The organism is Strawberry lethal yellows phytoplasma (CPA) str. NZSb11 (assembly GCF_000397185.1).
In the GTDB taxonomy this organism is placed as follows: domain Bacteria; phylum Bacillota_I; class Bacilli_A; order Acholeplasmatales; family Acholeplasmataceae; genus Phytoplasma; species Phytoplasma australiense.
Genome location: NC_021236.1, coordinates 37,551 through 59,201 on the forward strand (window position 1 = coordinate 37,551; position 21,651 = coordinate 59,201).

Below are 21,651 nucleotides of genomic sequence, written 5' to 3' on the forward strand. Positions count from 1 at the left end.
CCCTTTTTACGGGATTAACCTTGCGGTTAACTGTGTATCTTAATCATTCTCTTCTTTTTGTTTTGGTTTATAACGTTTATTTGTTGGTTTGTTCTCTTGCGATGACAATTCCTACATAAAGCGATTGTTTGTTTATTAAGGATGCTTTGCCAGTTGGAGTTTCTCACCGTTTTTTTGTGGCGGATTTCTAGTGGGATGTTTTCTGTTTGGCAAACTTCACATCTCTCCGCCTTTAAGCGTGATGTTAGTGTTGTTCGTCCTTGGTAGAGATAACGGTTGATAATTACATCGGGATTCCCCTTTGTTTTTCTCATCCTTTTTATCTTTTCCCAGTCCAGTTTGTCCCAGCTATCAACTTTGGTTTTATTCTTGAGGTTGTATTGAATCCCCCAAGTTTTGCCGTTCCTTAATTTTCGCCGAACTTTTGCGATAGATGTTTTCCATTTTCTCGCTAGTGTTTTTAAACAACTGTATTCCGCCAAATAGTATAAATGTGTTAATTGTGCTAGGTTGTTTCCTAGACAAAAGTATCGGATAATGCCGAGCGTTATTGATTTGTAGGTTCGTATTATTTCTAGTGCTTCCCTACTTGCTAGTGTTTCGTCGTGTTTTACTTTCCCGTTTTTGGTCCAACCGTATTCTTTCCCGTAGTCTCTTGTTGTGTCTTTTGGGATTTGGATTTGTACTTGCCCGTTCAGTGAGTTTTTTGTTGTTTTCTTTTTGCGGGTTTTGTTGGTTGGGTTTACCTTTACCATATAAGATAGGAACCTTGTGCCCTTAGTGGCTTTTACAATTTTTGATTTGTCGCGGTTTACCACGAGTTTCAAGTCTTGTTCTAGCCATTTGAGTACTTGGGTTTTAATCCTTTCTGCTTCGTGGTGTTCTCCTTTTATTCCAATAATAAAATCATCTGCGTAGCGGATGTATTCTATTCTCGGGTTTGGGTTCAGGTTTATTTCACTATCTATTGATAGATTGTTATGTTGTTTTTTTGTGTATGCCTTCCAATATTTGGGATTTGCTTTCATTATCGGTTTGCCGTTTCTTATCAGTTCTTCCATTTTCTTATCGATGTAATGTAAATATATATTTGATAATAAAGGGGATATTATCCCACCTTGCGGTGTTCCTGATAATGATTCGTATTTGATTCCATTTTCCATTATTCCTGCTTTGAGCCATTGGTTGATTGTTTTTAACGTTTTGGCCTTTCTGATGTATTTGTTTAACATCTTATTGAGGATATCGTGGTGGATATCGTGGTTGATGGTTTCAAAGTAACCTTTAATGTCGATTTTTATTATATAATCTATCCCTTTGAATCTTTGTTTGACGCGTTTTACGGCATCATGGCATGATTTCTTGCTTCTGAATCCGAAGCTCCATTCTGAGAAGATGTTTTCAAAATAGAGGGTTAAAAGTTGTTCCATTGCTTTCTGGATTATTCTATCTTTTATGGTTGGGATGCCTAGCGGTCTCGTTTTATTTTTATCCTTTGGTATTAATACTTTTTTGACAGGTTGCGGATTGTATTGGTTGTTGACGTATTCTTTGTGGTATTTCTTTATCATTTCTAGCTTTATGCCGTCAATGGTTTTGTTGTCAACGCCCTCTGTACCGCTGCCTTTATTGGTTGCAATGCTATTGAATGCTTTGTATGTGTTTTCTATGTTATTCATTCCGCGTTTCAATACCTTTTTTAGGCTATAGTTGTTTTTTGAATGATTTAAAATCATATCTAAAGTTCTCGAAAGCTTAAATTCATTTGAATTATGTGTAAGCATATTATCACTTACTCCTTTCTTGATTTGTTTAGATATACCATAAATGACTGACTTGTTTTCGCCTTGTTCTTAGTTTTCCTAAGAGCCCTGGGAGGGCAATTATCATTGTTATTCCAAACAATGTTTTAATTCCTCCGACTACTAGAAGTCTCTTTCTCCTTGGGGATGTGGGCTTTTGTTCCCACACTTGAACCTTTAGGATTCTGCAAGTTCCTCACTTTATCTACCTTCATTCCTTAGGAGAAGTAACCATTTATGTTTTCATGTCTTTCCTGACTGTTGGTGAGATTCCAGGTTTCCGTTCGTGATTGATAAACTATCCAACACGCTAACAATATGTTGATAGCGTCTGGACTGCTCGCTTGTAGTAGTTTGCGATGCAGGTTACAAAATTACATCTTCTTTTCTTCTTAGGCTATTTTACAGGCTTTTCCATAGAATGATTTGCTAGCGGTGTCATCTTGACTAACTACTTCGTCTCAACCCGCCTTTATGAACTGCTGTAATCCATCATCTTTTCATTTGATGAACCGTTCATCTGCTTTCAGTGTTTATCGGCACTGGAAATTGGTTAGATTTCACGATAAAGTGGGCTTCTTTGCCGCCCTTTAGCTTTTAATTGTCCTGTCAACATTTGATTATGTGATAATTCTGCTTGTTTTTGTTTTAATTCAGTTTGAATAGTATTTATTTCTTCTTGTAATTCAGTTTTTTCTTGAACTGATAAATATTTATTATTTACTAACTCAGCTATTTTTTGGTTTAATTTCTTTTGCTTAGTTGTTGTCTCAACTTCAATTTTTAATTTAATATTTTCTAAATTATTTAATTTATTATTTACGTGTTTTTGAACAAACCAAATCAATAAAGGAACCAATCCAAAAAAAACTCCTAAAATACCTATAATAACTAATACTTTAAATAACTCCATCCTATAATTAACTTCCTTTTTTATTTTTATAACTTATCATCATTGTATCATAATCCAATCTGGTAATGCAAAAAAAATTGCATTACCAATTAAACCATTTTTTAACTGTGTCCCATTTACTAGCAACAGCTGCAACTCCACCTAAAACCGTACCCAAAGGGCCCGCAGCACTTCCCCAAGTAGCACCCATCATCACACCAGCTTTGGTGGAAATAACTATGTTAACCGCAGCACCTACGTTTTTTACACCTGTTTGCCAAGATTTTCCTTTTTCTTTTAATTGTTCCGAATCATTGGTTAATCTTAAGTTATCTTCATTTAACTTAACAATCTTTTTTTCCAATCTTTCTTTTGTTGCAATATGCGCAGCTTTTTCGGCGTCTAATTGAGTTTTTAGTTTATTGATTTCATGCAGCAACTCTTTATTATCACCACCCAAAAAACCACTTGCACCTTCAAGTCCTGCAATTGCACCTTCAAGTTGTTGAATTTTCATTGCTTGTTGCTTAAAAGTTTCTATATTGTTTTCAATTTCAGCAGTTAATTTTATAATTTGTTCTACTTGTTCTTGAACTCTTTGTTGTAATTGCTTAATTTCTTCGTCTTTTTGTTTGATTGTTTCTTGCAACTTAGTTTCGTTGGCTTCTAAGTTATTAATTTTACCCTTTAATTCTTTTATTTGAGCTTCTTTGTGATTTAATTGTTTAACTAATGCATCATCAGCGTTACCATTTTTAACCAATTCAGCTTGTATCTCTTGCATCTCTTTTTCTAGTTGCTTGTTTTCGGTTGATTAGACTGCCCCAAAAAAGTGGTACTGGTTGAGAACAACATTTTTTTTCCAAACTGAGGAAAAGGAGTTTGAAAGATGATTGAAGCCGAACGTGCATTATTGGGAGCACTATTATTAAAACCAGAAAAAATGGATGCTGTTATAAATTTAGTTAACACAAACAATTTTTCCAACCCCAAGCATCGTTGTATCTTTGAGACAATGAAGCAATTAAAACTGCAAAACCGCGAAATTGATTATGTTACGGTGGGTTCCGTTTTAGATAACAATTTATACAAAATAGGAGGAATTGATTATTTAATTGAATTAGTGGAGGGGTCCCCTGCAAGTGAATATTTAGAGACATATATTGATTTAATCAAAGAAAATTCCCTTAAAAAAGATTTGTTAGGATTAATAAAACAATTGCCTTCTGAATTATCAAAAACTAAAAATATTCATAATTATCTGCAAACAGTCAAAAACCAAGTAGAAAGTTTTATGCAAAAAACTAAATCTCCTTTTATTTCTACAAAAACATTAATTCCTTATATTCGCCAAAGTATTGTTAATGATGACAACCCCAACCAATTTGTAGGAATAAAAACAGGCTTTAAAAATCTAGATGAATTAATTTCTGGTTTCAAACCTAACCAATTAATTATCTTAGGAGCAAGAACTGCGATGGGAAAAACTGCTTTTATGTTAAATTTGGCTTGTATTATTAGAAGAAGCAAGATTAATAAATCAAATTTATAATGCTATTAGAAATAATGATTCAGAAGAAACAATAAGAATTTTAATTAATCAAACAAACGAAATAGCTCTTCAAGCTGAAAATATTCGTAGAAATATTAACAACAACCAAAATCAACCAAATAACAACCGAAGAAACTAAAATAAATTTAAAAATAATTAATAAATATTTTAAAACAACAATAAAATCTTTTAAGAAGTTTTATTGTTGTTTTTTTCAATTATTGCAAAATAACTAAACAGTTTTTTTAACAATCAAGGCTTAAAAAAATAAAGTTATGTTAATAAAACAGAAATGAGCTTAGAAATGGAGAAAAAATTAAAATTATATTCTTTGGATGTTAAATTAAAGGCTGTTTTTGCAAAACAGGAAGGCAAAAGATGTAAAGAAATACAACAAAACTTAAAGATTAAAAATCGGAGTCAGATTTATCAATGGGTAGAGTGGTATGAATTAAAAGGGGCGGAAAGGCTAGAACAATCAATTAGAGGAAAAAGAAAGGTTTTTAAAAAAGGAATTAGTCCAATTAAAACAGCAATTAAAAACCAACTAAAAACTAGTTTCAAGAAAAATAGAAAATTATATTTAGAAATCATTAATAAATATCAAAAAGAAGCTTCATTAGAACAATTGATTAAATGGTTATCTATTTCAAAAACTAGTTATTTTAGATGGATTAAACAAAGTCTTCATCCTAGACCTCAAAGTGAATTGGAAAAAGCCTTGTTTCAAATATGCAAACAAGGTTCATATATCACAACTGATGGCAAAAGAAAAAGAAGGCTTGGGTATCGGGTGGTTCATCAAAAATTAATTGACCTTAAATTTAAGATAAACGCTAAAACTGTTTTAAAACTGATGCATCAATTTGGGTTATTATCACAAAGAATACAACGAAAACCTCAATATTATTATGATTTAGCTATTCAAAAAGAAAATAATTTAAAAAACCTAATTCAAAACAATTATCATGCAACAAAACAGTTTGAAAAATTATGTACAGATATTACTTATATACCTTTTGGAAAAAACAACCAAAAATTATTTGTTTCAGCGATGATGGATTTGTATAACCGTGAAATTATTGGTTACAACATTTCTAAAATTGCTGATGTTGATTTTGTAATTAATACTTTAAAAGTTATTCCTACATTAATAAACCCTTGCATTCTTCATTGCGATAGAGCAAGTGTTTATACTTCTAAAAGATATCAAACTGAATTAAAAGCTAATAATTTAATAACTAGTTTCTCAGCTAAAGCCATGCCAACTGATAATGCTTGTATGGAGGCATTTTGGGCCAACATGAAACGAGAAACCATCCATTATGAAAAAATGCAAAATTTAGATGAACTTCAAATTATAGAAATTATTACTGATTACATTGAATATTATAATATGTATCGCAAAATGAAAGTCCTAAATTATTTATCACCCAAAGAATTTAAAACCAAAAAATATTAATTAATAATTAAAACTATAAGCCCTTCATCATGAAGGGCAATTTGTGTAGGTTTTTTTAAAGAACTTAAAAAAATAACTTTTTAAAAAAACATAATTACCCCTTAAAAATCAAAATTTTGCCCTTATATGACACTTTTAGTGGGTGGGGAATTAAATTAATCAAATCGTAAATATAAAATCATTTAAGAGGTAATATTTTGAATATTTATTTTTTTATAATTAATAAAATTCTTTAAATCAATTCTTTTTAGATTATTGTGTAAAAAAATTATTTTTCTTATATTTTAGCATTTACAAGGATAATATTTTAATAGTATAATATATATGGTAAATATATAAAGAAAGAAATAAAAACTACTCAAAAGTTTTTATTTCTTTCTTTATATTACATATACATATATTATACTATTAAAATATTATTACTTTATACTTAATAAAATATAAAATTTTTTTCTTCAAAAAACCAATTAAAAAGTGGTACTGGTTGAGAACAACAAATTTAAAAATAATTAATATTTTATATTTTGACAAATAATTTTAATTATGTTATAATAAAAGTAATTAATAAACAATTTGGTTTTTCAAAAAATCATATTTTTTTTGGAAAAAAATGTTGTTCTCAAATGGTGCCATTTTCGTGGAGCTTACCACTATTTAACCAAATCCAATCTGTACAAGAACGCCGTGCTGAAATCCAAAAAGAAATTGATGAAGTTAATAAAAAACTTGAAGAAATCAAACTCGAAAAAGAATTATATCAATTCCTAAAAGTAAAATATAAAGAAATGTATAACCGAATGATAACTTATGAAAAAGAAAATGAAGCATCAGCAGAAAATATTGTCAAATGGGGATTCAAAGTTTTTGATAAAGTTAATGACTTAATCCCTGCTAAATATGGTCTGAAAATTATAGGCAAATCAGTTACTTTTACACGCAAGTTCGCTCAAGGTATGTCAAAAGCTACTTTAGTTATTCACGAAGGCCACCGTTTGTGGCATTTATATAATGAAGTAGCTAATGAAAACAAAGAACATCCACCAATGATTACCAAAGAAGCTTTAGAGATGTATACTAAAGATATCGACCGTGATTTAGCCAAACTCGACTCTGACTACAAAGATTACGAAAAAAAATTAGGTGATTATAAACTCCGCCAAAACTTAGATAATTTAAAGGAAGAAAGTAGAAAGTCTGAAAAATTAAATAAAGATATAAAAGAAGATTTTAGAACTTGGATTGCTGAATATCAAACCATCATCGAAGAATTAACCCACAAACACAAAGAAGTTTCAGATAATGACAAATTATATGAAGACAAAGCTGATTTAGAAAGCAAATTAGAAACTAAAAGAGAAAACGCGAATGATTTAAAAGAACAACTAAAACAAAAAAATCCGAGTTACGCTCGTGCTCAACAACGCCTTCAAGCTAGACGAGTTGGTAAAATCCCTAAAATAGTTATGATTCCAAATAAATAGTTATTTTAGCTAATTATTTTATTAATAAAATTGTATAATGGTGATAAGTGATATGATTAATTATCACCATTATAATGAAGGGTAAATAAATTATGAAACAAACCAACTTTTTTCAAAAAAATTTAGTAACTATTATTATCATTTTACTTTTCGGAATAGCAATTATCATAGGCATTAACCAAGGATTTAATGATTATCAAAACGAAAAAAATTCTTTATCTCCTTTAGGACAAACCTCACCAAATCCTTCAAGAATGAAACGTTCTACGGAAGAAACACCCCAACAAAAAATCAAAACCACTGCTGCTCGTTTAGAACAAATTAAAACTTATCTTTTCACTGAACCTACTGACACTTCTAAATCGCCATCTGTTTTATCAGAGAGAGAGAACAAGAAGAAATCAATAAACTAAAAAATAGTTGGCAATTATCATTGAATTTATTAAAAGAACAAAAAAACATGGGTAGATGAAAAACAAAAAGTCTGTGATGAACACAAATCTCAATTAAATTCTATTCAACCTCAAATAGAAGCTTTAAAACCAAAAAAATTAGCATTAGAAAAAAAATTAGAAATAAAACGATCAGAAGTTGAAACCAAACAAGAAGAACAAAAACAATTTAAATATTTTTTACCAAATATAACCGAAGAATTGAGAACAAGTAAACAAAAAAAATATAATTTATTACAAGTAGAAATCGATAAACTTCAAGCTGAAAAATCAGAAATAGTTGGTGAAATTGGAAAAATCAAAGTTCAAATTGGTAAATTAGAAGCAACCCAAAGAAAATACCAAGATATGTTATCTATGGATGAAATGTTTAAAAAAGATTTAGAAAAAAGATATCAAATAAAAGAAACAGAATATAGAAATGAAATCTTAAACTATCTCAACTCCCTCTATGAAATCATCAAAGTTGAGGAATAAATAATAAATAAAAAAGGAGTTATGAATTAAAATGATACAAATAAAAAATAAATTACATCTTTTACCATTCTTTTTAATTAGTTGTTTAGGATTATTATTTGTGATAAATAATAATCAAGTTATGGCGATGAATAATTCAATTAATGAAGAAATACAAGAAATTTCAGAAACAGAAGAAAATGAAGAAATAACAACAAATATTATGAGTATACAACAATTTTGTGCTATACATGAAATAGGACATGCTGTAGTTGCTTATGAGCTAAGTCAAAGACATGGAACAAATCTTATAAACCTTATAAAAATAGAATTAATTCAAGATAACAAAAATATTGTAGATGGTACTACCGAATTTGTATTTGATAAAGAAGATCCTTTTGGTAATTTATTTGCGTTATCTGGTTTTTATGGAGGTTTAGAAGCGGAAAAAACAATTAAAATATCTATAGAAAATTTTAAAAACAGAGGCAATCATGATGAACAAGATATCGAAAGAATTGTTCAATATATTATAGAAAAAAGATGGTTTTTAGAAAATTTTTATTCATCAACGGATTCTTTAGAAACAAGAAAAGGTAAAATAAAAGATATTGCTCAACAAAAAACACAAGAAATAATTCAACAATATGAAAAATTTTTATCGCCACTTGCTGATGAATTATTACAAAAACAAAATATTACCAAAAGAGAATTTGAAGATTTACTAGAAAAATTAATAAATAAAAAAAATAATTCTCCAAAAAATACTCAAATAAAAGAAATTAATCAATCAAAATATAATATTAAAAACTCCAAATGTAATTGTTTCATTTTGTAAAAAATAACTTATCAAAACAAAAATATACAAACATTAATAACAAAAAAAATAATTAATTTAATATATAATTTAAGAACAAAAACATTATTGAATATAAATTTGACTCTCTTCATAAAGACCCTTGCAAAAGGGTCTTTATCTTTTACATAATACATTAGAAATACCTAAACAAAAACAAAAAAACACATAACAAATGTTTTGGCAAAACCCAAAAAGGAGGTTATTAAATAATGTTTAAAGTAATTAAAATCCCCTTTATCTAAAAAATTAATAATTATGTTATTAATTATTATCTTCAATTTTGTCCCTTCCATCAATGCTCATTCTTTTTTTTTCATAGTCAAAACAAAACCAAAATTAAATTAGCAGATTACGAAACTAATTTAAAAAACACTCAACAAGAATATAATCAATTATTAGAAAATCAAACCCCAGATGATAGCTTACAACAAGAATTAAACAATAAAGCAAATCATATTAAAACTTTAAAAAACGAAATGCAACAACTAGAAATTAAAGAAAAAGGTTTTAGAAGTGAAATTGATACTTTAAAATTAGAAAATAAAAACTTAAAAGAAAAATATACTAATGATTTAACGAAAACAAAACAAGAACTTGATGCAACTAAAACTGAAAACGAACAACTAGAAAAAGAGATGCAAGAGATACAAACTGAATTGATTAAAAACGGCAATGCTGATGATGTATTAGTTAAACAATTAAATCACAAAGAAGCTAAAATAAAAGAGTTAAAGGGTAAAATTAACACTTTAGAAGCCAATGAAACTAAATTGCAAGAAATAATTAAACAAAAAGACGAAGAAATTAAACAATTACAACAAAAAGTTCAAGAACAAGCAGAAGAAATTATAAAATTAACTGCTGAAATTGAAAACAATATGGAAATTTTCAAACAACAATCAATGAAAATTCAACAACTAGAAGGGGCAATTGCAGGACTTGAAAGTGCAAGTAGTGCGATGGGTATTGATAATAAAGAGTTGCTGCATGAAATTAATAAACTAAAAGACCAATTAAAAGAAGAACAAGACGCGCACGTTGCAACAAAAATAAGATTGGAAAAAAAGATTGTTGAGTTAAAAAAAGATAATTTAGATTTAACTAATGATTCAAACCAATTAGAAACCAAAAAAAATGGTTGGGACAAAAATGTTGAAAACATAGGTGCTGCGATTAATATAGGTGTTTCTACCAAAGCTGGTGTATTTGGTTTTTTAGGAGTTTTTTTTGGATTGGTTCCTCTTGTGATATATTTTATCCAAAAACACGTAAATAATAAATTAAATAATGTAGAAAATTCAAAATCATAAATTGAAGTTGAGACAATAACTAAGCAAGAAAAATTAAACCAAAAAATATCTGAGTTAGTAAATAATAAATCTTTATCAGTTCAAAAAAAATGAATTACAAGAGGAAATAAATACTATTCAAACTGAATTAAATCAAAAACAAGCAGAATTATCACATAATCAAATGTTGGAAGGAAAATTAAAAGCTAAAAAATATACAAAAAGAAATCCAATAAAAGCTATAATTATATATTATTGTTTTATAATAAGTATATTTGCTATTTTCGGTGGTTTTATATTTTTAGACAATAAATATGACATAACAAACTCCAAACCCAAAACTTATACTATTACTGAACCTAAAGTAGAAATTGAATTTGAATGGTTTGAAACAGAAAGTAAATACGAATGGAAAGGTTATGAATCAATAAATATAGGAAATAAAAAATACCCAATTGAAGAAAATAACAAGCCTTATAGAAATGATAAAGGCAAATGGGTAATGGATGGTGTTGCTGAGGAGGGAGAATGGAAAATAAAAGTTAAATACACTTTTTATGGCCTCAATGGCCTTGGTCGCGGACAGCACCGTGAATACGAACCAACTGATTTAATGCCGTTTATGAAAAATCCTTTTGACAAATGGGAAACAAAAGACAGCAGTAGTGATTATTTCAAAACTTTCCATATGAAACATAAAGGTGATGATTCACAATTTAATAATATGTTTATCAACAACCATTCAAACCACTACACAGAACTAGAATACGAAGGGCCGAAATGGTTAATTGAAGAAGATAAAGATTTTTTCATGGATGAAGTTAGTTGCCATATCATAGACCCCAAAGATTCCAGTTTCCCAAAAGATGAAAAGAAAAACTACTATCTCCACTTCAACCCAAAACAAAGATATATCACACTTTATAATAAGAAATTTAATACAAAAAATAATGAGAATAATTAAAAATTAATAAATATTTTAAAACAACAATAAAATCTTTTAAGAAGTTTTATTGTTGTTTTTTTAATTAAAACCACCTAAACAGTTTTTTTAGCAATCAAAGCTTAAAAAAATAAAGTTATGTTAATAAAACAGAAATGAGCTTAGAAATGGAGAAAAAAATAAAGTTATATTCTTTGGATGTTAAATTAAAGGCTGTTTTTGCGAAACAGGAAGACAAAAGATGTGAAGAAATACAACAAAGCTTAAAGATTAAAAATCGGAGTCAGATTTATCAATGGGTTAAATGGTATGAATTAAAAGGAGCAGAAAGGCTAGAACAATCAATTAGAGGAAAAAGAAAAGTTAAAGATTCAGAAATTAATCCAATTAAAACCGCAATTAAAAACCAACTAAAAGCTAGTTTCAAGAAAAATAGAAAATTATATTTAGAAATCATTAATAAATATCAAAAAGAAGCTTCATTAGAACAATTGATTAAATGGTTATCTATTTCAAAAACTAGTTATTTTAGATGGATTAAACAAAGTCTTCATCCTAGACCTCAAAGTGAATTGGAAAAAGCCTTGTTTCAAATATGCAAACAAGGTTCATATATCACAACTGATGGCAAAAGAAAAAGAAGGCTTTGGTATCGGGTGGTTCATCAAAAATTAATTGACCTTAAATTTAAGATAAACACTAAAACTGTTTTAAAACTGATGCATCAATTTGGGTTATTATCACAAAGAATACAGCGCAAACCTCAATATTATTATGATTTAGCTATTCAAAAAGAAAATAATTTAAAAAACCTAATTCAAAACAATTATCATGCCACAAGACCGTTTGAAAAATTATGTACAGATGTTACTTATATACCTTTTGGGAAAAATAACCAAAAATTATTTGTTTCTGCGATGATGGATTTGTATAACCGCGAAATTATTAGTTACAACATTTCTAAAATTACTGATGTTGGTTTTGTAATTAATACTTTAAAAGTTATTCCTACATTAATAAACCCTTGCATTCTTCATTGCGATAGAGCAAGTGTTTATACTTCTAAAAGATATCAAACTGAATTAAAAGCTAATGGGCGGCAAAGAAGCCCACTTTATCGTGAAATCTAACCAATTTCCAGTGCCGATAAACACTGAAAGCAGATGAACGGTTCATCAAATGAAAAGATGATGGATTACAGCAGTTCATAAAGGCGGGTTGAGACGAAGTAGTTAGTCAAGATGACACCGCTAGCAAATCATTCTATGGAAAAGCCTGTAAAATAGCCTAAGAAGAAAAGAAGATGTAATTTTATAACCTGCATCGCAAACTACTACAAGCGAGCAGTCCAGACGCTATCAACATATTGTTAGCGTGTTGGATAGTTTATCAATCACGAACGGAAACCTGGAATCTCACCAACAGTCAGGAAAGACATGAAAACATAAATGGTTACTTCTCCTAAGGAATGAAGGTAGATAAAGTGAGGAACTTGCAGAATCCTAAAGGTTCAAGTGTGGGAACAAAAGCCCACATCCCCAAGGAGAAAGAGACTTCTAGTAGTCGGAGGAATTAAAACATTGTTTGGAATAACAATGATAATTGCCCTCCCAGGGCTCTTAGGAAAACTAAGAACAAGGCGAAAACAAGTCAGTCATTTATGGTATATCTAAACAAATCAAGAAAGGAGTAAGTGATAATATGCTTACACATAATTCAAATGAATTTAAGCTTTCGAGAACTTTAGATATGATTTTAAATCATTCAAAAAACAACTATAGCCTAAAAAAGGTATTGAAACGCGGAATGAATAACATAGAAAACACATACAAAGCATTCAATAGCATTGCAACCAATAAAGGCAGCGGTACAGAGGGCGTTGACAACAAAACCATTGACGGCATAAAGCTAGAAATGATAAAGAAATACCACAAAGAATACGTCAACAACCAATACAATCCGCAACCTGTCAAAAAAGTATTAATACCAAAGGATAAAAATAAAACGAGACCGCTAGGCATCCCAACCATAAAAGATAGAATAATCCAGAAAGCAATGGAACAACTTTTAACCCTCTATTTTGAAAACATCTTCTCAGAATGGAGCTTCGGATTCAGAAGCAAGAAATCATGCCATGATGCCGTAAAACGCGTCAAACAAAGATTCAAAGGGATAGATTATATAATAAAAATCGACATTAAAGGTTACTTTGAAACCATCAACCACGATATCCTCAATAAGATGTTAAACAAATACATCAGAAAGGCCAAAACGTTAAAAACAATCAACCAATGGCTCAAAGCAGGAATAATGGAAAATGGAATCAAATACGAATCATTATCAGGAACACCGCAAGGTGGGATAATATCCCCTTTATTATCAAATATATATTTACATTACATCGATAAGAAAATGGAAGAACTGATAAGAAACGGCAAACCGATAATGAAAGCAAATCCCAAATATTGGAAGGCATACACAAAAAAACAACATAACAATCTATCAATAGATAGTGAAATAAACCTGAACCCAAACCCGAGAATAGAATACATCCGCTACGCAGATGATTTTATTATTGGAATAAAAGGAGAACACCACGAAGCAGAAAGGATTAAAACCCAAGTACTCAAATGGCTAGAACAAGACTTGAAACTCGTGGTAAACCGCGACAAATCAAAAATTGTAAAAGCCACTAAGGGCACAAGGTTCCTATCTTATATGGTAAAGGTAAACCCAACCAACAAAACCCGCAAAAAGAAAACAACAAAAAACTCACTGAACGGGCAAGTACAAATCCAAATCCCAAAAGACACAACAAGAGACTACGGGAAAGAATACGGTTGGACCAAAAACGGGAAAGTAAAACACGACGAAACACTAGCAAGTAGGGAAGCACTAGAAATAATACGAACCTACAAATCAATAACGCTCGGCATTATCCGATACTTTTGTCTAGGAAACAACCTAGCACAATTAACACATTTATACTATTTGGCGGAATACAGTTGTTTAAAAACACTAGCGAGAAAATGGAAAACATCTATCGCAAAAGTTCGGCGAAAATTAAGGAACGGCAAAACTTGGGGGATTCAATACAACCTCAAGAATAAAACCAAAGTTGATAGCTGGGACAAACTGGACTGGGAAAAGATAAAAAGGATGAGAAAAACAAAGGGGAATCCCGATGTAATTATCAACCGTTATCTCTACCAAGGACGAACAACACTAACATCACGCTTAAAGGCGGAGAGATGTGAAGTTTGCCAAACAGAAAACATCCCACTAGAAATCCGCCACACAAAAACGGTGAGAAACTCCAACTGGCAAAGCATCCTTAATAAACAAACAATCGCTTTATGTAGGAATTGTCATCGCAAGAGAACAAACCAACAAATAAACGTTATAAACCAAAACAAAAAGAAGAGAATGATTAAGATACACAGTTAACCGCAAGGTTAATCCCGTAAAAAGGGTAAATGATGGAAAGCCGTATGCTTGGAAACTTGCTCGTACGGTTTGGAGGGGGGCTGTTTGTAATAGAAAGTAGAAAAACAAATCCTACAATCGAAACGCAAATAATCTATCCCTATAATCTAATAACTAGTTTCTCAGCTAAAGCCATGCCAACTGATAATGCTTGTATGGAGGCATTTTGGGCCAACATGAAACGAGAAACCATCCATTATGAAAAAATGCAAAATTTAGATGAACTTCAAATTATAGAAATTATTACTGATTACATTGAATATTATAATATGTATCGCAAAATGAATGAGGTGTTCCAAAACTTTGGACAACTTTTTACTTTTTAAAAATTCTTTAAGATTAACTTAATAGTTAGTCTTTTTTTCTTTTCAAGACTAAAAAAATAATTTCATATCTTTTCTAAAAATATTTTTAGGAAGGAATAAAATGCAAAGAGAAAAATTATTTAAAGATTTTTTAAAAAATAAAAAGGATTTAGAAATTCGCGATCAATTGATCGAAATGCATTTACCATTAGTAAAAAAAATAGCCAACCAATTTAAATACTTCCCTAAATCACTCCAAAGAGAGGATTTATACCAAGAAGGAATTTTAGGTTTAATTAAAGCTTTAGATAAATATAAAGATTTAGGTTATGGTTTTTATGGTTTTATTAACTATGCTAAAGAATTAATTAAAGGCGAAATTACAGAACTTATCAGAGGCCTACAAACCGCTTCAACCCCCTTGAAGTTGGTTTTTCGGAAAGAAAAACAAACAAGTAATATTCCTTTTGAAGAATGGGAAGAAGCAAAGCAACCCAGGTGGAGCACAATCCTCAACCCCCATCAACTATGGTTAAAACAAGATAATCATGAATTATTCTTAAAAAAACTTAAAAATATTTTAAATTACAAAGAATTCGAAATTATTAAATTAAGTTTTGGGATTCCTTTGGGAAACGTTAATGAAGAACCTCAAATTGAATATTCCAACAAAAATATAGGACAAATGTTAAATTTATCTTCAAGGAAAGTAGCGATTATCAAAAACAAAGCAATTAAGAAATTAAAAAAAATATATAAAAAAGGAAATAAATAATATGAATTGTAAAAAAAATAAAACTACTTACTACAATATTGATGGTAAAACAATTTACGCCATTCACGAACATGATCCCGATACATTGAATTTTATTAAAACAACCTGGTTCCATAAAGATGGCAAAACAATTGACTTTATTACTGAATATGATCCCATAACAGAGGAACCAATCAAAGAAACCCATTACAACTCCGACGGAACAATTAAAGAAGAAAAAACTTTTTAATTAATATATAAACTAAACCCCTTTTTTTGAAGGGGTATTTTTTATACCCAAATCACAAAAAAAGGAGTTTGAAAGATGATTGAAGCCGAACGCGCATTATTGGGAGCGCTATTATTAAATCCAGAAAAAATGGATGTTGTTATAAATTTAGTTAACACAAACAATTTTTCCAACCCCAAGCATCGTTGTATCTTTGAGACAATGAAGCAATTAAAACTGCAAAATCGCGAAATTGATTATGTTACGGTGGGTTCTGTTTTAGATAACAATTTATACAAAATAGGAGGAATTGATTATTTAATTGAATTAGTGGAGACGTCCCCTGCAAGTGAATATTTAGAGACATATATTGATTTAATCAAAGAAAATTCCCTTAAAAAAGATTTGTTAGGATTAATAAAACAATTGCCTTCTGAATTATCAAAAACTAAAAATATTCATAATTATCTGCAAACAGTCAAAAACCAAGTAGAAAGTTTTATGCAAAAAACTAAATCTCCTTTTATTTCTACAAAAACATTAATTCCTTATATTCGCCAAAGTATTGTTAATGATGACAACCCCAACCAATTTGTAGGAATAAAAACAGGCTTTAAAAATCTAGATGAATTAATTTCTGGGTTTAAACCAAACCAATTAATTATCTTAGGAGCAAGAACTGGGATGGGAAAAACTGCTTTTATGTTAAATTTGGCTTGTAATATTGCAAAAAACTTTACTACCAACCCCGAAAACCAAAAAGCAGTTATTTTTAGTTTAGAAATGGCAGCGGAAGAATTAGGAATTAGGTTACTTTCTTCTGCTTCTCAAATCCCTTTAAAACAACTCCAACAGAAAAACTTAACTAAAAATGAAAAATTACAGTTACTTATCGCTGATGACGAAATCACGCAATTAAACATTTTAATTGATGATGATAGAAATAACAAAATTGAAGACATTGAAACCAAATGCCGACAAATGAAATATACTAAAGGACTTGATATTGTTTTTATTGATTACCTCCATTTATTAAAAGACCCCCAAAGTTTTAATACATATCAAGCAATATCTGAGATTTCACGCAAATTAAAAAAACTAGCAAGTGAACTTAATATTCCAATTGTAGCTTTGAGTCAATTTAACCGTTCAACCTATGTAAGAGAAGTCAAAAGCCCACAATTAACAGATTTAAGAGATGCGGGATCAATTGAACAAGACGCTGATGTTGTGATGTTATTACACCGCGAAAGTTATTATCAAACACCTGATAACAACCCACATACGAATTTAATTATTGCCAAAAACCGTAGCGGTCCCAAAGGCGAATGTAGTTTTAATTTTTATCAACAAATCCAAAGATTTGAAGCAAAAGAATAAGAATAAAAAAGGAAATAAAAATATGAAACAAATATCTAATTTAGATTTTAATAATATTAACGTTTTTAATCATAAATCTTTGTGCGTTAACATAACCAAACAAATAGTTCAACCAATTTTTTTCAACAAATCTTTTAATCAGTATATGTTTGATTGTCATAATATACTCAATACATATTTAACCAACAACCAACACAACTCTCAAAGTCAAAAATCAATTCGCGGAAAAATTAACGAATACTTAATTTTGCTTTATCTAAATCACAAAGGAATTAAATATTTATATCCTCAATCATATTTATTTTTCATCCCCGATATTAAATTTGATTTAGTATTGTTTACCAAAACTAAACGCATTATTGCTTTCAATTTCAAAACTTGCCTTCGTGAACGTTACAAACAATCAATAGTAGAAGGTGAACAAATCAAAAAACTAGACACTCGTTTTGGCTTCTATTTATTAACAAATGATGAATCCGAAACTCAAAGATTAAATAATAAAATTAAAAATGGTAAAGTACAATCAATTAACAAAGTAATCAATTTATTTTCCAATTCAGCTAATCTCTTCTTACAAAACTTACTAACCAACCAATTCATTCCCTTTTCACCTATTAATTTAATTAAAAAGATGGTTCGCCCTAATGACAAATAAATTAATTAGTTTTGAAGGTGTTGACGGAAGCGGCAAAACTACTTTAATTAACGAATTAAAAGCTTCTTTTGAAAATAAAGGCTATCAAATTAAATTTTTTCAAGGTTTAGGCAGTTCCATTGTTGGAAAAGAAATCAGAAATTTATTTTTACATCAATCCAAAATAAGCCCTAAAACTAAATATTTATTAAGCCTTGCCAACATGATGCAAACCCAAGATGAATTAATAATCCCTGCTTTGTTGGGTGGTTATCTTGTTATAGTTGACCGTTGGTATGATTCCACTTTCGCATATCAAAGCAAAGGCAATTACATGGATTATGATGATAAAATTACTTCAAAAATCATCAATCATTTCTTAATTAAACCTAAATTAACTTTTTACCTAGATATTGACCCTAAAATTGGGCTAAAACGAAAACAAACTCAATCAAATCATAAATTAGACCTCATTGAGCAAAAACCCTTAAATTATTTTGAAAATGTCCGCAAACATTATTTAAACCAACATAAATACTGTAATGATGCAAATTGTAAACACCAAAATTGCCATCATTTTTTAATTAATGCAACAAAATCCCAAAAAGATAATTTAGAACAAGTAATTAAAACTTTAATTAGTAAAAAAATAATTCAAATAAATAAAGGAGAATGAAAATGATTTTAACTCCCAAACACATTTTAATATTGTTAAGTATAACATATTTAGGATTTATCATAACAAATCTAATGACCCTATTTTTTGATTTTAATTTAGGAATGAAGGCTAATACTGCTATTAGTCTTGTTTCTGATGTTGTCTTTTTAATTTATATTTGGGTAAAGGAGTTTAATAATGAAAATACCATGGATAGGCAGTAAAAAGAAAATGTTACCTAAATTATTAAAATATATTCCAACAAATTATAACAATTATTATGAACCTTTTTTAGGAAGTGGGGCTTTATTCCAATCTCTTACCCCCTCAATTGTCACTTTGAACGATAATGATATCAATTTAATACAACTTTGGAAAGATATGTTAGCAAAACCAGAATTGTTTTGTGATTATGTGCGTAAATTTGAAGACAAAATATATGAAAATAAAGATCAAAAGACGCAAAAAGAATCATTTAAACATTTGGTAGAAAAATTTAATAAAAGTAATTTGGGTGCTTATAAAAGTGCCCTTTTTTACGTTTTATTGAAATATGCTTTTAGGGGCATTTTCGGATATCGATCCGATGGAACTATTTATTTAGGATACGGGTTTTCATCTCGTTTCAAAAACCCTATAATTGTTTTATCAGAAATCCAAAGAATAAAAACCAATGTTAAGAATATAAAATTGTTAAATGGCGATTTTGAAAGTGTCATTAACCAAACCCAAAGCAACGATTTTATATTTGTTGATCCTCCGTATTGGCGTGAAGGGATTAAAGATAAATATTTTTATCAAAAACCTTTCACATTTGAAGATCACAAAAGACTTTATAAAAGTTTAGAAATGGCAAATTATCGCAAGGTAAAGTGGTTGTATACAAATTATAATTCGTCAAAAATAACTGAATTGTTTAAAAAATTTCACATTCAACCCATTCAAACCACTACAAAACACAATTTAACTTCAAAAGGGATATCGCAAGAAGTTATTATTAAAAATTATTAAAAAGAACAAATAATGAAAATTTTAATCAACAAACAAATATTTTAATTAAAGGAGAAAAATAATTATGAATCATCAAAAAACTTTTTATCGCAAAGGAATTAAAACAGCTATAAAATTTGTTGCTGAATATAGCCCAGATGGTAAATTAACCAAACAAACCCAATACTATTCCGATGGCAAAACAATTTATGTCATCCAAGAATACGACCCTCAAACACATAAAAGAATTAAAGAAACTCATTATTACGGCGACGGCAAAACAAAGAGGTTTGTTATTGAATATTACTCTGATGGCAAATTAAATAAATCAACTTGGTTCCATAAAGATGGCAAAACCATTAATTGTATTATTTGTTGGAATCCTGAAACTGCAGAAATAATCAAAACAATTAATTATCATCTTGATGGCACAATTGGAGAAGAAATAATAGATGATAAAAACCACACCATAAATTGCTATCAAGATGACTTCAAAACGTTAATTTATACTAATGAATATAACCCCCAAACAGGTAAATTAACCAAACAAACCCAATACAACCCAGATGGAACTGTTTTTAATGAAATCTATTACAACCCCAATGGGAGTATAAAAGCAACAAAAAAATATTAATCATACATAAAAAACCCCAAATAATCAAAACTTTAATCAAAAAAAATATATTATAAAAAAGGAGAAATCAAATGACAAAAAAAGAATTAATCAAAAACATCGCAGTAATGAATAACACTTCAGTTACTCAAACGCAAGATTTTTACAACTCGTTTGAAAATGCTTTAATTGAAGCAATCACATCAAACGAAGAGGTAGTTTTATCCCCCCAACTTGGTAAATTCATTTTAAAAAGCCAAAAAGCCCGTTTAGGACGAAATCCTCAAACAGGTAAAAAACTAAAAATCCCTGCAAAAACTGTGGTAAATTTCAAACTATCAAAAACCCTCAAAGATGGAGTTAAAAACCTTAAATTAAAATAAAAAAAGAAAAGGAAAAATAAAAAAATGTATCGAGTTGATAGAAATAATTTTTTCAAAAATGAAAAAAAAGCCACTATTTATACTCCCAGTTGGGTATCGCAATTTTTATATAATATTTTATCACCTCAAATCCAACGCGGTTTAATCCTTGACCCTTGTGTTGGTGAAGGTTCTTTATTACTACCTTGGCAACAAAAAGGATTTGATGTTTTAGGGGTTGATATAGAAAAAACAACCTTCCCTAATTTAATTCATAACAACTTTTTAGAATTAACCCAAAAGGATTTAAATACACAAAAAATATCCTTGGTAATTACAAACCCACCCTTTAATTTGGATTTTAAAACTAAAAACTACGTTAAGGAAAAATATGGTGGTCGTCCTTTGTTGCCTGAGTTGTGGTTAAGTAAAATAATTGAACTTTTTGGTAAAGATATCCCAATTGTTTTATTTACTCCTTATGGATTCAGACTTAATCAATCACTAAATAGCAAGCGATTACAGAAATTTTTAAATCAAGAATATCCCGAAATCTCTTCTATTATTAGTCTTCCCAAAGACGTTTTTGAAAACGTTGTTTTTCATTCAGAAATTTTAATTTTTAACGTTAACCATTTAAAACCGCATTATTTCTGTGGAATAGCCACAAACCAAAATGACTACTTATTTATTAACTCGTCAAATTGGTTTATCCCAAAATAAAGTTCTCGATGAAGTTAATGATACAAGAAACCAAACCCAAGAACGATTCAATAAAACACATAAAAAACTGGATGAATCAATAGAAAAACTTGATGAATTAGATAAAAAGATTAATAAAAATAATAAGGAGAATGAATAATATGAGCGACGGCATGTCAGAAGCATTTAATGGGACTTATTTCAAATCCCGCAATTCCCAATCCAAGAAAAAAACTAATAAATATAATCAACCAAAAGGGCAATGGCTTAATTTAGACCGCCCCAATAAAACTTTTAAAAACAAAAAGAAATCGTTTAAAAAAACGAAGAAAAGTTATTAAAGATTATTA

General features: G+C 29.3%; 18 protein-coding genes and 7 pseudogenes. 22 read left to right on the forward strand and 3 right to left on the reverse strand.

Annotated elements, in window-relative coordinates:
* Window positions 1–26: 26 nt before the first annotated feature.
* The 3 genes and pseudogenes from SLY_RS00175 to SLY_RS00185 form a co-directional block, all read right to left on the reverse strand.
* The gene (locus SLY_RS00175) at window positions 27–1,784 is read right to left on the reverse strand and encodes a reverse transcriptase domain-containing protein (protein ID WP_015637605.1); all 1,758 of its coding nucleotides are present in this window, start codon (window positions 1,782–1,784) and stop codon (window positions 27–29) included.
* 586 nt (window positions 1,785–2,370) lie between these two features.
* Window positions 2,371–2,715, reverse strand: a pseudogene (locus SLY_RS00180) (OmpH family outer membrane protein); the annotation flags it as partial.
* 82 nt (window positions 2,716–2,797) lie between these two features.
* Window positions 2,798–3,505, reverse strand: a pseudogene (locus tag SLY_RS00185) (hypothetical protein); the annotation flags it as partial.
* A 78-nt stretch (window positions 3,506–3,583) separates the two neighbouring features.
* Between SLY_RS00185 and SLY_RS00190 the strand changes: the two are divergent.
* From SLY_RS00190 to SLY_RS00295, 22 genes and pseudogenes are all read left to right on the forward strand, one after another.
* A pseudogene (locus SLY_RS00190) lies at window positions 3,584–4,222 on the forward strand (replicative DNA helicase); the annotation flags it as partial.
* A 316-nt stretch (window positions 4,223–4,538) separates the two neighbouring features.
* Window positions 4,539–5,708: an IS3 family transposase gene (locus SLY_RS00195; protein ID WP_015637609.1), complete on the forward strand. Its 1,170-nt coding sequence runs from the start codon at window positions 4,539–4,541 to the stop codon at window positions 5,706–5,708.
* 650 nt (window positions 5,709–6,358) lie between these two features.
* A pseudogene (locus tag SLY_RS00200) lies at window positions 6,359–7,189 on the forward strand (DNA double-strand break repair protein Rad50); the annotation flags it as partial.
* A 92-nt stretch (window positions 7,190–7,281) separates the two neighbouring features.
* Window positions 7,282–8,118, forward strand: a pseudogene (locus tag SLY_RS00205) (hypothetical protein).
* A 31-nt stretch (window positions 8,119–8,149) separates the two neighbouring features.
* Window positions 8,150–8,935 (forward strand): SVM family protein, encoded by a 786-nt coding sequence (locus SLY_RS00210; protein ID WP_015637613.1) that lies wholly within the window; start codon window positions 8,150–8,152, stop codon window positions 8,933–8,935.
* Between the two features lie 359 nt (window positions 8,936–9,294).
* Window positions 9,295–10,266, forward strand: a pseudogene (locus tag SLY_RS05190) (coiled-coil domain-containing protein); the annotation flags it as partial.
* A 45-nt stretch (window positions 10,267–10,311) separates the two neighbouring features.
* Window positions 10,312–11,209, forward strand: a pseudogene (locus SLY_RS00220) (hypothetical protein).
* A 134-nt stretch (window positions 11,210–11,343) separates the two neighbouring features.
* The gene (locus SLY_RS00225) at window positions 11,344–12,318 is read left to right on the forward strand and encodes a DDE-type integrase/transposase/recombinase (protein WP_015637616.1); all 975 of its coding nucleotides are present in this window, start codon (window positions 11,344–11,346) and stop codon (window positions 12,316–12,318) included.
* A gap of 571 nt (window positions 12,319–12,889) precedes the next feature.
* Window positions 12,890–14,635 (forward strand): reverse transcriptase domain-containing protein, encoded by a 1,746-nt coding sequence (locus SLY_RS00230; protein WP_015637617.1) that lies wholly within the window; start codon window positions 12,890–12,892, stop codon window positions 14,633–14,635.
* Between the two features lie 29 nt (window positions 14,636–14,664).
* On the forward strand, window positions 14,665–15,000 hold the full coding sequence (locus SLY_RS04785; protein WP_015637618.1) for an integrase core domain-containing protein: 336 nt from the start codon (window positions 14,665–14,667) through the stop codon (window positions 14,998–15,000).
* Between the two features lie 100 nt (window positions 15,001–15,100).
* Window positions 15,101–15,754: a sigma-70 family RNA polymerase sigma factor gene (locus SLY_RS00240; RefSeq protein WP_015637619.1), complete on the forward strand. Its 654-nt coding sequence runs from the start codon at window positions 15,101–15,103 to the stop codon at window positions 15,752–15,754.
* Between the two features lies 1 nt (window position 15,755).
* Window positions 15,756–15,983, forward strand: coding sequence for a DUF2963 domain-containing protein (locus SLY_RS00245; RefSeq protein ID WP_015637620.1), 228 nt, complete (start codon window positions 15,756–15,758; stop codon window positions 15,981–15,983).
* Window positions 15,984–16,058: 75 nt separating this feature from the next.
* Window positions 16,059–17,342: a replicative DNA helicase gene (gene dnaB, locus SLY_RS00250; RefSeq protein ID WP_015637621.1), complete on the forward strand. Its 1,284-nt coding sequence runs from the start codon at window positions 16,059–16,061 to the stop codon at window positions 17,340–17,342.
* Between the two features lie 22 nt (window positions 17,343–17,364).
* A complete protein-coding gene (locus SLY_RS00255) occupies window positions 17,365–17,997 on the forward strand; it encodes a hypothetical protein (protein WP_041784259.1) in 633 nt (210 codons plus the stop codon).
* On the forward strand, window positions 17,987–18,652 hold the full coding sequence (gene tmk, locus SLY_RS00260; protein WP_015637623.1) for a dTMP kinase: 666 nt from the start codon (window positions 17,987–17,989) through the stop codon (window positions 18,650–18,652). Before SLY_RS00255 ends, tmk begins: the two co-directional genes overlap by 11 nt.
* Complete coding sequence (locus SLY_RS00265) at window positions 18,649–18,858, forward strand: hypothetical protein (RefSeq protein ID WP_235043252.1); 210 nt, start codon at window positions 18,649–18,651, stop codon at window positions 18,856–18,858. The genes tmk and SLY_RS00265 overlap by 4 nt, the downstream gene beginning before the upstream one ends.
* Complete coding sequence (locus SLY_RS00270) at window positions 18,833–19,645, forward strand: DNA adenine methylase (protein WP_015637624.1); 813 nt, start codon at window positions 18,833–18,835, stop codon at window positions 19,643–19,645. Before SLY_RS00265 ends, SLY_RS00270 begins: the two co-directional genes overlap by 26 nt.
* Window positions 19,646–19,709: 64 nt before the next feature.
* On the forward strand, window positions 19,710–20,258 hold the full coding sequence (locus SLY_RS00275) for a DUF2963 domain-containing protein (protein WP_015637625.1): 549 nt from the start codon (window positions 19,710–19,712) through the stop codon (window positions 20,256–20,258).
* A 71-nt stretch (window positions 20,259–20,329) separates the two neighbouring features.
* On the forward strand, window positions 20,330–20,620 hold the full coding sequence (locus SLY_RS00280; RefSeq protein WP_015637626.1) for an HU family DNA-binding protein: 291 nt from the start codon (window positions 20,330–20,332) through the stop codon (window positions 20,618–20,620).
* Window positions 20,621–20,644: 24 nt separating this feature from the next.
* Entirely contained in the window at window positions 20,645–21,322 is a 678-nt protein-coding gene (locus SLY_RS00285) for an N-6 DNA methylase (RefSeq protein ID WP_012358681.1), read from the forward strand.
* Entirely contained in the window at window positions 21,276–21,461 is a 186-nt protein-coding gene (locus SLY_RS00290) for a hypothetical protein (protein WP_015637627.1), read from the forward strand. Before SLY_RS00285 ends, SLY_RS00290 begins: the two co-directional genes overlap by 47 nt.
* Complete coding sequence (locus SLY_RS00295; RefSeq protein WP_015637628.1) at window positions 21,454–21,642, forward strand: hypothetical protein; 189 nt, start codon at window positions 21,454–21,456, stop codon at window positions 21,640–21,642. The genes SLY_RS00290 and SLY_RS00295 overlap by 8 nt, the downstream gene beginning before the upstream one ends.
* Window positions 21,643–21,651: the final 9 nt, after the last annotated feature.